Genomic DNA, 15,371 nt, shown 5'->3' on the forward strand with positions numbered 1-15,371 from the left:
CACATCCTCAAAAATCACGAAGCTCATCGAACTTCTCAATCAGGGCATCTTTCTGGAGCGTATCACCCGGCAGGGTATCCAGAATACCCCGCAGGGCCATGTAAATTTCATCCCGCTCCTCGGTTTCGATAAAGCCCATCTTGTTGAAGGTCTGGGTATAGGCTGTCACCGCATCCAGCGCCTGGGCCTGGGCGTCCTCGCCCGGTTCAGCGGCCAGCTTCATCAGCTGGGAACGGGTCTTGCGGTATTGATTGGCTGCCTTTTTCGCAGCGGAGGCGGGGATATGCTCCGCACCGTCCCAGCCTCGGAATGGATTATCCAGGTTTTGCGCCAGCCACTCCGGTTTCCGGGGCTTGGTGATCCGCAGGTCCATTCCCGGCTTGCCTTTCCAGAGCTGCTTTGCCGCTTTTGCCGCCGTCTCCGGCAGGCTGGTCATCCAGAACCAGCGAAGCTACGGCATCTGCTCCGGGGTGGGGATGTCAGCTGCGCCAAAGCCGAACAGGTCAAAGGTGGAGAGGTTCGTCAGTTCCTGGAACCCTCCCACGGCGGAGAAGTTCCCCAGGTTTCCCGGCGCACCCCAGAGCCGCAGCTCCTTCAGGTGGGGATGGACCGCAGCCAGTCCGGTCAGATCAAAGTCCTTCAGCTGGATGCCATGCAACCCCCATAGGTTCAGCAGTTCCGTGTGCGGGCGGTATTCCCCGATAAATTGGAGGGTCAGACCGCTGCCGCCTTCGGGGGCATGTATGGTACAGGCGTCCGGCCCCTTGTTCTGGAATAGGAGCTGCTCCGTTCCCTCACACAGCCACAGTTCCTCCAGCCCGGTCATGTCCAGCATCAGCTTTCTGATGCTGGTGCCCCGCAGATCAAGTGTCCTCTGACCGTGGTTCAGCAAAGTCACTTTATTAACAAAGGGATTATCCCGCAAAAACTCCAGCAGATCCGGGTGCCACCGCTGGCAGATGAGGTCGGAGAGGCAGGGCAGCGCCTTTAGTTCCAGCGCCGAGTCGAATGGCTCGTGCTGGTCCATGATCCGATGGCTGCTGACCTTCACCGGGATACCGCCGATCTCCGTCACCCCGTCGCTCTCCGCGGCCTCCTTGAAGACCCGCCGCCGCTCCTCCGGGATGGCCTGCCACCGGATCTGGAGATACGCATCATAGCCGTCACTCCAGCCGCCGTAGGAGCGGCAGGGCTGGTCGGTGAAGGGTGGAAGTGTGCCCACCAGCGCGTACTGGGGCGGGACCTCCATCGGCACCCGCAGCAGGTGGAGGTCACGGGACCAGTACATGAAGTCCTTGTAGAGCGGGCGGAGATGGGGTAGTTCCTCCGCAGTCAGAGGGGCGTCACCCACCCAGTCCAGAGAGAGGACCACCGCCCAGGGCTGCTTGCTCACCGAGTCCGGCGGCGCAATATAGGCCATCTGGCAGGCGGTGTAGCGTTTCAGATATTGGTTGTAGACCGTATAGACCTCTCCGGTGCTGGCTTTCATGGCGCCACGCTCCTCTCATCCGTTCTTTTCCAGATAGAATCCCCATACGCAGTTGGAGAACTCTCCAGCGGCGAAGCGTCGGATTTGTCCATCAATCTCTGCCTCATAGACATGAAATACTTTCTCCAGGCCGTAATGGGGGTCTATCACTCTCGCTGCCTCATGGCAGTTATGCCAGTTGTAATCAAAGATGTTTACGCCGAACAATTTGCATTGACCGTCTGGGCCTGCTGTTTCAAATTTCCAAGTCATAGTTTATTTCCTCACAATCCTGTTCGCTGCCAGCCGTTCAGCCGCTCCTGCAGTCCGTCGATCCTCCAGCCCTCGCCCACACGCTTCATGAGAAAGCGGCGGTCGAAGCCGGTGTTTTTCTCTATGGTGTAGAGGTAGAGCTTGTTCTTGGTGATCTGCTCCGCGTCCAGGAACTGCTCCCCCTTATAGGTGCCCTGGGCACTGTACGAGAGGCCCAGGGGCCGGTAGCCCGGACGGGGCTTTTCGCTCACATACTTCTCCCAGATCGCCAGCAGGCGGGGCACAGCCTCGGCGTCTTCAAACCCGGCCTGCTCCATGTACTGCTCCCATTCTGTCATCTCGGCAAAGAAAGCGGACAGCACCCTGCGGCATTCCGCCGCCGCCTGCTCATCCAGCTGGACGGGCTTTTTGGCCTTTTCCCGCTGGAGCTGGGAGAAGTGTTCCATCTGCTCCTGGGTGAACTGCACATGGGCCACCGGCTTGATGTAATTGTTGCCTGCGATGGCCAGCAGGCCCTCGTAGGTAATTGCGGTATGGTCCATCTGGATGTGGGAGAGCTTGGGGATGGAGGCCGCCTGAAGCAGCCCGGCATCGTCCAGTCCGGTGCGGTTGAGGGTCAGAAGGTCCAGCTTGCCGCCTTGCAGGGCGGCCAGGCCGCTGCCGTTGATTCCGGCGTTGCCGTCCAGAATCAGATAGCGCAGCTTGGGCATGGCGGCAAAGACCGGAAAGCAGGCGTCGGTGAGGGCGCCGTTCTCTACACCGAAATTGACCATATTTTTATGTCCGGCAAAGGGCGTCAGCAGTTCATCCGTCACTGGATAGCCTTTCACATGGAAGCCCACCAGGGTGTAACCAGCCAGCCGCTCCATGATCTCCGGGGGCAGCTCCGGGACTTCAAACTGCTTCTCTCCGTCTAAGGTCAGAACACCGTTTTCCCAGTCTGCTGTTCTGGCCCGTTTTGGTAATTCCATTGCTTACCTCCTTATTCCTGCTCTTTGTAGCTGGCTTCAATATCGATGAACCGCACATACACGGCGCAGACTTCGCCCTTGGCGTCGTAGCCGAAGTAGACGGGATAGTAACCGTCGCCCCAGCCAGAGGCGAAGATGGGCAGGTTGCAGTCGGTGTCCGGCACTGTCCAGTTGAGCCAGTCGCCGCAGTCTCCCTGATATTTGGGGTGGGCTTTGGCGTTTTCCTCCAGCAAGTCACAGAACAGGTCGTTGTAGGGGTCGATGTCCGGGGCTTCCTCCAGCCGCTTGGTCCAGTATGCCTTAAAGGCCGCCTGGGTCTGGATGTCCGCCACACAGCCCATCCCGGCGTCTACGCCAAAGCCGAAGTAGTCATCATCTCCAATCGCCGCGTCCAGCTCCTCGCTGCCTGTCATACCCAGCTCATAGCGGACAGGCTTTTCCTGGCTGACCTCCACCTTGACGCAGGCGTAGCGGTCGCCGTATTTCTCACTGGGCACCACGCAGATCTTCACGGGATAAGTCCCGGCAGGAATGGTCTGTATAAAGGGCGGTGTATCCTCCAGCTCCACCAGCGGATCGCAGGCGAATATCTGCCCGGTGGGGAAATGGACGGTGCCGATGTCCAGCACATCCACCCCCATGCTCCCAATCACTTTTTCTGTAAAATGGGCTTCCAGGTCCGTTTTGCAGGCCAGCTTGTCCTTGATAGATTCGTATTTGTTCAGCCATTCTGTGGTAGGCATATCGGTATCTCCTTTCGGTCCCGGGTCCACCCGGATGATGGGCCGGTAAAAGTCATAGTCGCCGTTCAGGTCATTGTCCTCCTGCACTTCCGGCTTGCAGTGCGGGGAACAGGGCAGAAACCCCAGGAACGGCCCCAGTCCGCCGCAGATACTGCGCCCGCCGTCTCCGCCGCAGGTGGTGAGTTTGTCAGCCTGCACCACTTCCCGCATGTAGGGGTCGTAGGCGATGGACAGACCGAAGAAGTTGGGCTGCTCCATGTCATAGGGTCTGTCCTGCTCCTCATCCATGTCCTCAAACCAGTGCAGGCGCATGGAGTAGTCCAGCCCATCTCCCCAGGGGAACAGAGTACGGCACCCGCCGCCGCACAGGTAGGCCCACTCATCCGCCGTAGGCAGTGAAAGACCTTGCTTTTCCAACTGTTCAAGAAGCGCATGGTAGTCTGTACGGTTATAGATCCAGATCTGAAAGCCCGTTTCTGTTCGATCTATACGGGCTGATTGATGTAAGGTAAGGCTGTCAAGGTCACTCCAGGCAAAATCACGGAACTGCCTCAGCCAGTCAGGGTGGGCAGTCAATCTGGGATTTTCCATCTGAACCGGCTCCCAGCAAAGTTCCTCCAACTCCCGGCCCACCAGCATGGGGCCGATGGCCGCCTGCCGGACGGGAGCCATGCTTTCTCCAATGAATTCTGCCGGGTCCTGCTCCAGTTCCCATTCTTGAAACAGGTACTCTAATTCCGCCCGGCTCTCCTGATTCAGTCCCACGGCAAACCTGTCCCAGCCAAGGGTAACGGTATCACCGGGAACAAAGACAAACTCCCGGCCATCCTTCCTGAAGATTCCAGTGGTGCAGCTCTGGCCCCAGCGGTCAAAGTGCTCTATCCGCACAAAATCCAGGTGGTACTGCTCTGAAAGCTGCTCCATGAGAGCTTGTCTTTTCTCAGGGGAGAGCTGGTCAAACTGGGGACGAAGCAGCATTTTTCCCATGTCCAGCCGGTTGTCTGCACACTTCTGTGGCAATTTGGATTCCTTCCCTGGGAGGAAGAAGGGCAGATTCGGATAAGTTTCTGCATACTCCCGCCAGGGCTCCAGCCTTCGGGGCTTGTTCGCCGTCCGCAGGAAACCCCAGAAGTCGGTGGGGTAACGGAACACCGGCCCCACGCCATTCCGTCGGGTGACGATGACCACCGTTCCATCGGTGAGCACTCCAATGTGCTGCATCTTTTCGCCTCCGAACATCCCCGGACGGATGCGCAGCACCTCCCTTGTGCTCATGTTGATAAGCTGGGCAAAATCATCAGAGAGGATCTCGCCGTTTCCCTGCACCAGCAGCCAATCTTCGGTAAACCAGCGAAGTTTCAGCCCCTCTCCCATTCCGGGCAGGTCGGCGATTCGGCACCGCCCGGTGTCCATGTCCAGCTCCAGCAGGCATTCCTTCACCCGCCACTTGCCGCTGACGGCGTGGATCATGTAGATGCGGCCTGTGCCGGGAACGGGAACTGCTTCGGAGAGGTGGTCGTATCCGTACAAAGGGAAGGGGTGCTCCGTGACCTTGCCATTTTCCCAGCGGTAAATGTGCCCCTTGTACCACTCATTGGAAAAATAGATCCGGCCAAGCCCGTCCGCCGTGATGCCGCAGTGGTAGGTGCCGCTCCAGCCATCCTTGTGTAGCGGCCAGTTTTTTACATCCTGGCAGGTGCCCCGGCCGGTCAGTTCAATCCGTGTAGCGTTGGTGGGATCGCCCACCCAGAGGGAATAGTCGGCCCAGAAAAAAGATTTCGGTGCGCCCTCATATCCGATGGGGGAAGGCTCAAAAAAGTTTAGAGTATTGGGGTTTTTGCATAGCAATGCCTTTCCAATCACTCCACTTGCGGAGGCCCTTGAAGCGGCATACAGCCCGGTTTGATTCGAATAGGAAATGCACCCGAAATGGCATAGACTCATGGAGCGGGTCAGTTTCGGCGGACGGCAGCGCAGATCTGCCACACAACCATATTTCCATTCCTCGGAATGGATGCTTTTCCATTCCCCGGCCGCAAAGTCCCCTGCCAGAGAATTGAAGAAATAGTCGTGCTCGGTCTCAAGGATGTATTCCTCGCAGGGCATCAGAGCCCCGGGGTCCTGCTCTTTGGCATGGGCGCCCCATTTTCGTCCGGGCTGTTTCATCAGGCGGCAGTATTGCCCATGCTTTTTACAAAAGTGTTCCAGTTCGCTGCGTTCTTCCTCTGGGATCAGGATAAACAGATACTCGTCCTCTGCATCCAGGTTATATAGTGCCCAGCCGAAGGCGGACAGCTCCTGACCCAGAGCGTCCACACCCTTTTCGTGGGGCAGTTTCATATACTGGACGCCGACGGCATCAAAGCGTTCCTCCAGCAGCATCGGGACCTGTGCGCTCCATTTTTCTCGAAGTTCGGCCAGAGTGTCCTGCACAGCTCCGTCAAATTTCAGAATGTCCAGCGCGTCGTCGATCTGTTGCTTGAAGTCAGCCATAAGCAAGTCTCCTCTTTTTCTGGTCTGCTGGGTACAGTGACAGCCATATGGTCAAATCGCGGACATTCTCCCCACGCCATAGTCGTCACCAGCTCCTTTCGCAGATAGCTTCCTCTTTCAATCTTTTTTTAGGTGTTTAATGTACTCACTTTCTGAGCCGTCCCAGCAGCAGTTCACGCACCGGCCATTCTGAAAATGATGGGGACAATTCGGGTAGCCATAGAGAATATGGGCACATTCCGGACACAGCCCCATCATCTGTGAGGAGCCTTTGAAAAACAGGCTGCCGCACTCATCGCAAATGACCAGTTCTTTTTCTGCCATGGGTATCACCAGTCTCTTTCCCGGATGGCCTCCTCAGTGTCAATGGGGATATTGAACCACTCCAGAATATAGGCCACGGCTGCCGCAATGCATTCCCGTGCCACCGTTTCGATCTCGCTGTCGTTCTCGTCAAACTCCTCCTGGAGATCATTGATGCCGCAGACCGCCTCGTCCAGTGTCTCCTGCACCACTCCGGTGGCGGTTTCGCCGCTCTCCAGCAGATCGATGACCTTCTGAAGCTCGTCCTTTACCTTGTCCACCAGAAAAGCAGGATAGTAATCGTCCTGATACATCTCGTCCAGCAGTTTGTAATTGGGGTCAAATGATTTCATAGGAATTGCTCCTTTCTCATTCAAACATCAAACCGTATGATTCGGTGAGGCTGCCATCATCCTCATGGAAAATACACTGATACAGAGGCTGACGCTGTGTTGCTTTGCGGAACCGCTCCAGAACCGGAGCCAGCGGCTCATCGGCAGGGATGCCGAGAGCATCAGACACCCGCCGCCAGCTGTCCATATCCATATCTTCCAAGTTACAGTTGCGCTGTCTCTGCCCGTATTCCTCCAGTGTTTTGGAATCTACATAGTGCTTTGCGTCACAGCAGTCGTGCCAGCAGATACAGCTCACGATCAGGGAAAAGAGGTCATCCATGTTCTCGGCCAGACGGCCTGCCTCACCTTCGCTGCTGTAATATCCAATGGAGCCATCTTCCAACAGGTGGTATTCTCCGCCGGAGCCATCCCTGGCAAAGGCCATACCGGGCAGGGAAAAGGTGCATCGGCCTTCCGCGTCATCCCGCGGGGATAACTCATCCAGCAGGAAGAAGTCAAACAGCGAATCAAATTCCTCTGCCAAATCAGGGGTTTCACGCAATATCTTCAAATAGTCCATTGTCGTTTTCCTCCGTTTACGGTTCTTGGGCCATTTTGCGCAGCTGTTCCAGCCACTGTGTTTCTTCCATTATCTCATCGTTCTGGTAAAAGTGGTCTTTATCGCGGGCCAAATGGTCAGCGAGCGGAGGTGCATCCAGCGGGGTGCATACCGTAAAACTGTCCCGATCCGCCCCTTTGATCTCCCGGTTGAGGTAGTACACCCGCTTGGCATCGCGGGAATACCAGTGCCCAAGTAGTTCCCAGGAAGTCAGCTCTGCTTTGGAAAGCTGTTTGCCGTAGGCATAGATCCGTTTCTCATCCCTGGCAAAATAGGTGTCGCCCAACGAGAGGAAAGAGGAAACTTCCGCGCCTTTGATGATCTTCACCTTGCCGTCTCCGTTGTGGAAGTAGACCTGCCGGCTGTCCTTTGCATATCCCTGTGGCGCGCCCGAATCGTTCTGGCCATTGTCCAACACCTGGAAGGCTGCCAGCTCTGCATCCGAGATTCTCCCGCTGGTGGTGTAGACGGCTGTTTTATCCATCGCGTAGGCATAGTTTAACACCCGAAACGATGCCGGGTCTGCTCCACGCAGGCGAATCCCGCCGAGAAAGCAGGCCGTAGAGGATTTGCCCCAGTAACGCCAGCAGCAGAAGTCTTTGGGCGCAACACCCTTCAACAAGCCGTTTTCATATAGGCCGGAGAAGTAAACCGCTCCATCCTTGAGGAAAAACTCGTTGTCCACCGGCTTTGTGCTGGTGATCGGTTGGAGCATTTCTCCGTGCTCGGCTGTGATACTCAACTCGATCTCATCGTCGCTATAGATCAAATGGAGCCCATGATGGGCTTTTCCATCAAAATGCAGTTCAATGTCATGGTATTTGAGAATTAAGGGCTTCCCGCCGCTTCTCATCGTGGAAACAGCATCGGGCTTGCCGAATATCTCCATGATCTCATCCTGTGACATTCCAAATTTCAACGGTGAAATGTTCTGAGGATTCTGCAATATTTGATTGCGCCAAGTAGTAAAGTTCTGTTTCATACTTTTAATAGCACTGGAGGACCAGCCATATCCGATCAAAGCGGCGGGCTGCCAGATCCTCTTTGGTGATGTAGAAATAGATATGCCCGCAGTCTCCGAACATCAACTCGAAGTCACCCTGCTCCACGGTATCCAGCTGGAACAGCAGCATCCAGCGGTCACGGGCCGTTTCTTCCGCCTGCTGACGAACCTCCTTGGGGATATTGAGCCAGCCGTCGCCCAGATAGTAGCCCTGGGATACCAGGTCGCACTCGTCAAACATGCTGTTCTGGATCACATCGGGCCAACCCAGCAGTTGGGAGCGGTCAGCCGGGTCCTCTGCGTCCTCACCGGTCAGTTCCTCCCAAGCATCGTTGAAAGCGTCGTCATCCTCCTCATCTGGGAACACCTCGCTGAAGTCCTGCCAGGAAGGATAGGAGGATTTTGAGTCCATCTTGATTTTGACCATCGGAAACTTGAAATCTTCCTCCATATCCGCCGGAAAATCGGCGGAGGACAGCGCGGAAGTGTCCTCAAACCAGTAGACACGGGCACAGCCCTGATCCTTGGGGTCATAGCCCCAGCACTGGGTATCCGTCTCATAGAAGAAGGAGAGCAGGCCGTGATCGGGCAGAAGATGCTCCTTGTCAAACTGGGCCAGCTCCGCACAGTTGAACTGAGCCAGGAAAGTGAGAGGACGATCCTTCACCACATGGTCATAGCTCTCGCCCTCATAGGTGGGCCAAACAAAGTCCGGCGGCACATCCGGCTGCCCGCCGAAGCGGGTGGCACCCAGCTTGTATGTCTCTTTTCTGGCAATTTTCAGCTGAATGCTGTTTCTGCCCAACGACTCCAGTTTTTCTTTGATGCTCATGTCAGTTCCTCCTTGATGCGTTCTCACAGCTTTCCATCCAGTGCCTCAACCGTTTTCATGGCAGCGGAATCAAATCTGCACTGCCGCAGTTCCCGTTCGATCAGGGCAAACACATCTGGAAAGCACTCGATCTCATCCTGGTACTCATATTTCGCATACAGTTTCCCATACTCAGAGATCCAGACCTCTGCCGGGTAGTAATAGCCGACGTGGCCGATGGGCTGGCACTTCTGACCAGCTGCCTGCTCAATTTCCGCCAGCTCACAGCCGGACATATCCCGGAAATAGGCGTCCTCCAAATGGTTTTTGATTCCGTTGACCAGGTAAGGGAACAAAGCGAATTGAAAGTCAGCTGCCCAGTTCAGTTTTTTCTGTTCCAGATACCACTCACAGCACAGGCCGAAATACTTGCGGTAAAACCGCTGGGTGGTCTTCATCATCGGGACACCGTGATCGGCGTAATACTTCTCCGCAATGGAGATGTCCACTTTTCGCCCTTCCTGCCATCCGGCGTACTCCATCAGCTGCCTGACCTTGCTTTTGAGATCTCCGGAGATGGGGATGCGTTCTTTGATCATTCAATTCATCTCCTGTCTGCTGTGAATCAAAGTTCATGTGGATACCTAATCTTATCCAGGCCCGCCTTGATTTCTTCCCATTCGCTGCGTTTCGGGTTCAACGCAGTGACCAGTTCTTTTGTCACCGGAACCCCATCAGCAAGCTGGCGCAGAGCCTCCAAAGGCAGGTCTGCTGGGTAAAACCACTTTCCATACTCCACATAGGTCTGTGGATTGCCATCAATCGTGGAGAGCAGATCCTTGGATGCGTCCTCGCCGTCCATGGGATTGCAGTGCCATGTGGTGCCATCTTCCGTCCAGACGCAGAAGGTGCTTTTCATCTTTTTGACTTCACGGCTGCCCATGATCTTTTGTAAAGCAGAGGGCATTCCATCTGTCAGGTCTTCGATACGGGGAAGTTTTTCCTCCCAGTCGTAGAGTTCGGAATCCACACCGTTGATTACACAGCCTTCCGGCGCAAACATGACGATCATGCTCTGGTCACTGCCATCAGTGGCAAAGAATGCCTCTTTGCCTTTTCGCCATGCGGGGTTGTATGTATAGTGGCGGATGAAACTCCATTCCTCCTCCACCATGATGATGTCCAGAGCCGCCAGCCCTTTACAGAAGTTTTTCAGGCGCTCCGCATTGGGAAGGCCAGATAAATCTTTTGTGGAAATCATGTGGGTATCCTCCTGTCTTTCGTCACCACAGCCGGTCGATCTTGGTATATATCTTACTGGGTTCTCTGTCCATAAAACTGGTCAATGAGTCGGTGGGTTCTGCAAGCGGCATCACATTCAAAATGTCCAGCACATAATACCAGATTCCTGTATCCCAGTCCCGAAACCGCCCATTGCAGACAGCCCGACCATAATCACCAGGAATCAAACCCAGTGCCAGCTCATTGAGGGGGAGTTTTTGTCCGGTCTTATCGTAGGTATATCGCTCCGGCATCGCACCAATATGCCAATCATAGCGGTAACGCACTTGGATTCCGGACTCCTGCTGAATCAGTTCAAAAGGGTGAAGCCGCATTGTGCCATTCGGCTTCCATTCCATCAGTCTACGACAGTCCCTATCGATCTGAAATCCATCGGGCCTCTGTAAAATCGATACAAAGTGTGTTGGCAGGCCAAAGGAATAGTAAGAGAAGAAGTCTTTCGGCAGCCGCATCGCTCTGGGATACTGGTTCCGCTGTGCGGCCGCATTTCCGCCCCGGCAGTCTTTATACCATTGCAGGCGGATCTGCTGAACCAGAAGTGTGGGCAGATATTTTTCTCTTTTTTGTTCCTCAGCTCTCATGTGTGATACAGAAAATCTCCTTGTTCAAGTCAAAGTAGACCACCATCAGCTCGTCGGTGATCTCCGGATTGAAGGACAGATCCATAATGAAAACTTGCTGATTCATCTCACTATCCACCAGGCTGCCGAACCGCTTGAGCTTCAAAAAGTCCGCCATCTCGGCAAAGGACAGCTTGGATGGGGCGGTTCCCGGAAAAAGTTCCGCCGCAATATCCGGGCCTACATCGTCCCGGTGGAACTCCATGAAAAATGTCACAACGCTATGGTAGCGGCTGTCCTCGTCCGCCAGCGCCGCTTTGATGGCGGATTTGGCCTTTTCCGCCAATTTCTCCGCCTTATCCAGCATTTCTCCCACCGCATCCATGGCGGCAGGATCGCCGGTCAGTTCTTCCTCTACATCGAAGAGAAAGGGCAGTCCCGATTCCTCGGGAAAGTTGAAGATTTCCTCGCCGGGGGTATATGTAAAATCCATGCGTTTACAGTTCAGCTTCATCTCTGCGCCTCCTTATCCCTCAATGTTGGCAGTTTTGAGGCCCTTTTTCAAGGAGCCGTAGACCGTCACCGCATGGTCGGTGAACATCTCATCGCAGTCAAACCAGGCGGTGAAGCTGCCGCCGGAGGTGACGGACAGGCTGGTCATGCTGATCCGCCGGACAAGTTCTTCCTCTGTGATGGGATCAGTTTCCGGGTTGCGGGCATTTTCATTATCCTGTGAAAGCCATTCATTAGCCAGCTCGGTCAGGTTCTTGGCCGCAAGCTCCCGCATGGCCTTGTCCCAGGTTTCGCAGTCGGCCAGCAGCTTTTTGGCGGCACTGCGGGCGCGGGTCCAGGAGGGCTTGCTTTCAGCATTGACCTCCAGAGAAAGGAGCACATCCTTTCCGCACCACTGGATCTCTCCCTCGAAGGTATCATAGTCCTTGTCCAGCTTCAGCTCACCCAGCACCTGGTCCTGGATCACCACCGGCTTGTGGTACTCGTCCAGAACGGCCTGAAGTTCCGGGCAGTCCTCGTGGGCCTTGACCACCTGGGAGATACACCAGGGCCATGCCACCAGATCTTTTGCCCATTCCTCTTTCATCCGGCGGATCTTCAGGCGGCAGATCTGCTCGTTTTGAAAGCGTTCCCAGCCCTTTTCGCTGTTACGCTCCTCATCGGTGACCGGCCACTCCAGCCGCTCCTCTTTGGTGCTGACCTTGCCGGTGTCACAAAACACCACGCCCAGCGTCACAACGGTCATTTCCCAAAAGTTTCCTTTCCAGTTATATCCGCCCCCAATGCAGCGATTGATCAGAGCGACCACTTCCTGCTCCTCAGGCTCGTACATCTCATAGAATTCTTCAAACATAGATCATTCTCCTTTACAGCAGTTTCAGCACTGCGGCGGCAGGCTCGGCAAACTCCGCCGGGGCCTGCTCCAATATATCCCGGCAGGCCAGCACCGCCTGCCAGGAGTAGTAATAGAAGCTGTAAAACAGGTCATCTGGAAAGACCTCGTCCTCCTCGTAGCGCATCTCATCTTCTTCCTCGTCGTATTCCTCCGACCACAGGTATTCTTCTTTCAGCAAATCGGAGAAGCAGGGGAGGGGAGAGGCGTGCTCCATCTCATCCCCATCGTGGAAGCACTGGAGGATGCAGGCAAAGAAGTCCAGCAGTTCCCCAGCCAGGAAATGGGCCACAGAGTTTTGTCCGCTCTCCGCGAGGGCCTTCTCCAAAATCCGGCTCAGAAACACCATGCCGAAAGGGGTGGCGTGCCAGAGGGTACTCTGGTGCTCCATGTTGGTGGTGAGCTCGTAGAGAGACTCCTTGACGGATGCCAAATCACGCATCTGTTCCAGAACCGCAAAATGCTCCGGGAAGTCCGTCCCCCGGCCATAGGCGGTGGTGAGCCGGTGCCACGGGATATCAGCGGCCTTGAGATGGGTGATGTAGGTTCTGTTTTCTTCTGTCATGTCGCTTTCCTCCTTATCCCGCTGTCTAACTGCGGTATTCCTTTTCAAGCTGGGTGTACCACCGTTTCAGCATGGTCTCCAGACTGGTTTTTCCGTTGCGGTCTGTAAAAACAAGGAACTTCTGCATCAGTCTGGGGAATAGATATTTGCCCGCTTTTGTCAGGTCCTGATTGAGATAGACCATCCGCAGAATACGGCCCTGCCGGTCCAGAGGGTTCTTTTTCAACAGCTCCTTTTCAAAACAGAAGCGCAGAAACACCACATTCTCGTCGTAGAAGTCCTCCACCACAGCCGCACCAATGCTGGTGTATGTGATGTCGTACACCAAACGACTCCAATCAAATTTCTCGGCATAAAGAAGTTTCAGCGCCTTCTCCCAGTGTTCCTCCGGAATCGCCAGCATCCTGTGCTGGGCGGTGCTGGAGTAGCCGCGGTAGACGGGTTCCGGGTGTCCCAGCAGTTCGCTCACACTGTCGGCATAGACGAAGCACAGTTCCTCATCGAACAGGCCGCCGATAAAATTGCCGTTGCCGTACAGCATGAAGTTTTTGGACTTGGCCGGGGAATAAGAGAGGTTGTATTCCTGGGAGTCCAGGCTTTTATGTACTTTGTTCAGAAAGTCTATGGATGTCATGGCCTTGCTCCTTATTCCTCAAACTCGCCCTCGATCATCCCGTTCAGATACCTGCCGGGGTCTGTGATGAAGTCATCCCATTTGGCCAGAGGGTGGAATTCCTCATGCTCGATGTCCAGATACCACAGCTTTTTGTCTCTGGGGCTCCACAGCAGCAGGTAGTCGCTGTAATTGTCCATAGCAGCCATCAGGGAGAGCAGCTTCTTCCGTTTCCAGGTCATCTCCTGCACATCCATAAAGGAGTAGAGTTCCGCCCACTTCACCCATTCCTGCTCCGGGAACTCCAGCCGCAGGGGGCCGGTCTTCAGATATTCCACCAGCTTGGCGGGCAGCTTATAGGGCATGAGCTGCCGGAGCTTTTCCTGCTCGTTGTGCCATTCCTCCGGCTCCAGCGCCTTCAGGTAGTCAGCCAGCTCCTGATTTTTGTTCTGCACCGCCACGGTGTAAGGCCGGTCGCCGTATTTGTCAGCAATGGTGATGTCGGCCCCCTGTTCCACAAGCCAGCGCACCATGGGGAGATTCTTATGCCGAGCCGCTTCGGTGACAGCGGTGGAGGCGTTCGGAAACACCATGTCCGGCTTGTGGTAATTGATGTCTGCCCCTTTTTCCAGAAGCAGCCGGGCAAGTTTGGTATTGCCCTCGGACACAGCGGCCCGGAATGCCTCGCCGCCAAACTTGTCCACTGTGATCCCGGCCTGCTCCAGCACCTGGATATTCTCCGGGCGCTTGCCCCAGCGCACTTCCTGGAAGGCCCGCTCTTTCTGCTTCGAGCTGAGTTTTGCGGCCTGTCCAGCAAAGAGCGCCACCACCTCCGGCCCACAACAGCGGGCGGCGGTGAGCAGCAGGGGCTCTTCTACCGCCAAATCGGGATCAGCTCCATGCTCCAACAGGAAATGGATCATGGGCACATCGTTTTGAAAAACTGCGATCTCCAGCGGCATCAGCTTGATGTATTCGCTGAGCTGGATGGGAGTACCCAGATCCAGCCCGCCTTGAAGCATTGCATCCAGCTTGGGAATATCGTGTTCATAAATAGCGGCGGCCGTTTCCGGGAGAGTTTCCCAGCGGCCAAGATATGCAATTTGGTACATAAGGCACCTACTTTCTCTATCCTACAATAGTAGTTTCCTTTATGGCCAGATTGTCGTAATCCATGGCGATCAGCTTCCCGGCAGTTTCCGGATCGGCCGAAGGAGCGACCGCATATACTTACTGCTTTTTCTGGCAAAACTCTTTCACATAATCGTATATGCTCTTTATCCCGCCATCGGTTACTGTATTAAATAGGCCATAAGGTTCGTTTTCCAACTCCTTTTCTGCAAGGAGCATTGCCTGGCGGAAATTCCCTTCTGCGATTTCACACAGTACGACATTCAATCGTGCGGTCGGCGCAGTATCATGGAGAATCTTCGCTTTGAAGTCGGAGACTGTACTGCATCGGCTATGATGGTCTTGAATGGACTTGTTGGACCGGCAAAACGCCTCATTCATGACCAAGGTTGCTGCGTCCACCGTGAGGACCGGTAGTTCCATTTCCTTGATGATATGAGCGGAAGGGGAATGCGCCGCTGTGATATGGAAACTAAACGGTTTCTTCCGGGCTACCTCACCCATTTCATATACATCCCAAAAGACATTGTCAATGACGCATGGCTTTGTGGAAACGACTGCTCTTATGGCAGTCCCACACCTGACAGGGGGCGCTGATAGAAACACTTCATATAAGAAATCACCCAGGACCTTATAGGCGCAGTCTGAAACCACGTTGAAGCCATGCTCTTTGGCAATTACTTTTAGATTTTTGGAAATCATCTCGCTTAATTCCTTGACTGCCTTCTGCTCCTGCCGTGTCATACTATTTCCACCTCACCCAGCTACAAAATGGC

16 protein-coding genes and 2 pseudogenes are annotated in these 15,371 nt (G+C 54.9%); all 18 read right to left on the reverse strand.

Annotation, left to right across the window (positions count from 1 at the left end; genetic code table 11):
• Window positions 1-7: 7 nt before the first annotated feature.
• A pseudogene (locus NE584_RS06000) lies at window positions 8-1,489 on the reverse strand (hypothetical protein).
• A gap of 15 nt (window positions 1,490-1,504) precedes the next feature.
• Entirely contained in the window at window positions 1,505-1,741 is a 237-nt protein-coding gene (locus tag NE584_RS06005) for a hypothetical protein (protein ID WP_256182170.1), read from the reverse strand.
• 11 nt (window positions 1,742-1,752) lie between these two features.
• Window positions 1,753-2,712: an NTF2 fold immunity protein gene (locus NE584_RS06010; RefSeq protein WP_256182171.1), complete on the reverse strand. Its 960-nt coding sequence runs from the start codon at window positions 2,710-2,712 to the stop codon at window positions 1,753-1,755.
• Between the two features lie 11 nt (window positions 2,713-2,723).
• Window positions 2,724-3,524, reverse strand: coding sequence for a DUF4241 domain-containing protein (locus NE584_RS06015; RefSeq protein WP_256182269.1), 801 nt, complete (start codon window positions 3,522-3,524; stop codon window positions 2,724-2,726).
• Between the two features lie 2,559 nt (window positions 3,525-6,083).
• Window positions 6,084-6,272: pseudogene (locus NE584_RS19840) on the reverse strand (DUF4241 domain-containing protein); the annotation flags it as partial.
• A gap of 5 nt (window positions 6,273-6,277) precedes the next feature.
• On the reverse strand, window positions 6,278-6,604 hold the full coding sequence (locus NE584_RS06020) for a DUF5713 family protein (RefSeq protein ID WP_050623996.1): 327 nt from the start codon (window positions 6,602-6,604) through the stop codon (window positions 6,278-6,280).
• A gap of 16 nt (window positions 6,605-6,620) precedes the next feature.
• Window positions 6,621-7,166, reverse strand: coding sequence for a hypothetical protein (locus NE584_RS06025; RefSeq protein WP_050623997.1), 546 nt, complete (start codon window positions 7,164-7,166; stop codon window positions 6,621-6,623).
• A 16-nt stretch (window positions 7,167-7,182) separates the two neighbouring features.
• Entirely contained in the window at window positions 7,183-8,094 is a 912-nt protein-coding gene (locus NE584_RS06030; protein WP_256182173.1) for a DKNYY domain-containing protein, read from the reverse strand.
• A 97-nt stretch (window positions 8,095-8,191) separates the two neighbouring features.
• Window positions 8,192-9,040, reverse strand: coding sequence for a YwqG family protein (locus NE584_RS06035; protein ID WP_256182174.1), 849 nt, complete (start codon window positions 9,038-9,040; stop codon window positions 8,192-8,194).
• Between the two features lie 23 nt (window positions 9,041-9,063).
• The gene (locus NE584_RS06040; RefSeq protein WP_256182175.1) at window positions 9,064-9,618 is read right to left on the reverse strand and encodes an SUKH-3 domain-containing protein; all 555 of its coding nucleotides are present in this window, start codon (window positions 9,616-9,618) and stop codon (window positions 9,064-9,066) included.
• Between the two features lie 26 nt (window positions 9,619-9,644).
• Entirely contained in the window at window positions 9,645-10,280 is a 636-nt protein-coding gene (locus NE584_RS06045; RefSeq protein WP_256182176.1) for a hypothetical protein, read from the reverse strand.
• A gap of 22 nt (window positions 10,281-10,302) precedes the next feature.
• Window positions 10,303-10,902 carry a hypothetical protein gene (locus NE584_RS06050; RefSeq protein ID WP_256182178.1) on the reverse strand — a complete coding sequence of 200 codons (600 nt, stop codon included), beginning with the start codon at window positions 10,900-10,902 and terminating at the stop codon, window positions 10,303-10,305.
• Complete coding sequence (locus NE584_RS06055) at window positions 10,892-11,395, reverse strand: DUF2004 domain-containing protein (protein ID WP_256182179.1); 504 nt, start codon at window positions 11,393-11,395, stop codon at window positions 10,892-10,894. The genes NE584_RS06050 and NE584_RS06055 overlap by 11 nt, the downstream gene beginning before the upstream one ends.
• Before the next feature lie 12 nt (window positions 11,396-11,407).
• Window positions 11,408-12,247, reverse strand: a complete 840-nt coding sequence (locus tag NE584_RS06060) for a DUF2262 domain-containing protein (protein ID WP_256182180.1) — start codon at window positions 12,245-12,247, stop codon at window positions 11,408-11,410.
• 13 nt (window positions 12,248-12,260) lie between these two features.
• Complete coding sequence (locus NE584_RS06065; protein WP_256182182.1) at window positions 12,261-12,851, reverse strand: hypothetical protein; 591 nt, start codon at window positions 12,849-12,851, stop codon at window positions 12,261-12,263.
• 25 nt (window positions 12,852-12,876) lie between these two features.
• Window positions 12,877-13,485 (reverse strand): hypothetical protein, encoded by a 609-nt coding sequence (locus tag NE584_RS06070; RefSeq protein ID WP_256182183.1) that lies wholly within the window; start codon window positions 13,483-13,485, stop codon window positions 12,877-12,879.
• 11 nt (window positions 13,486-13,496) lie between these two features.
• Window positions 13,497-14,576, reverse strand: coding sequence for an ankyrin repeat domain-containing protein (locus tag NE584_RS06075; RefSeq protein WP_256182184.1), 1,080 nt, complete (start codon window positions 14,574-14,576; stop codon window positions 13,497-13,499).
• Between the two features lie 118 nt (window positions 14,577-14,694).
• Window positions 14,695-15,339: a hypothetical protein gene (locus NE584_RS06080; protein ID WP_256182185.1), complete on the reverse strand. Its 645-nt coding sequence runs from the start codon at window positions 15,337-15,339 to the stop codon at window positions 14,695-14,697.
• Window positions 15,340-15,371: the final 32 nt, after the last annotated feature.

It is taken from the genome of Clostridium sp. DFI.5.61 (assembly GCF_024462915.1).
In the GTDB taxonomy this organism is placed as follows: domain Bacteria; phylum Bacillota; class Clostridia; order Oscillospirales; family Oscillospiraceae; genus Lawsonibacter; species Lawsonibacter asaccharolyticus.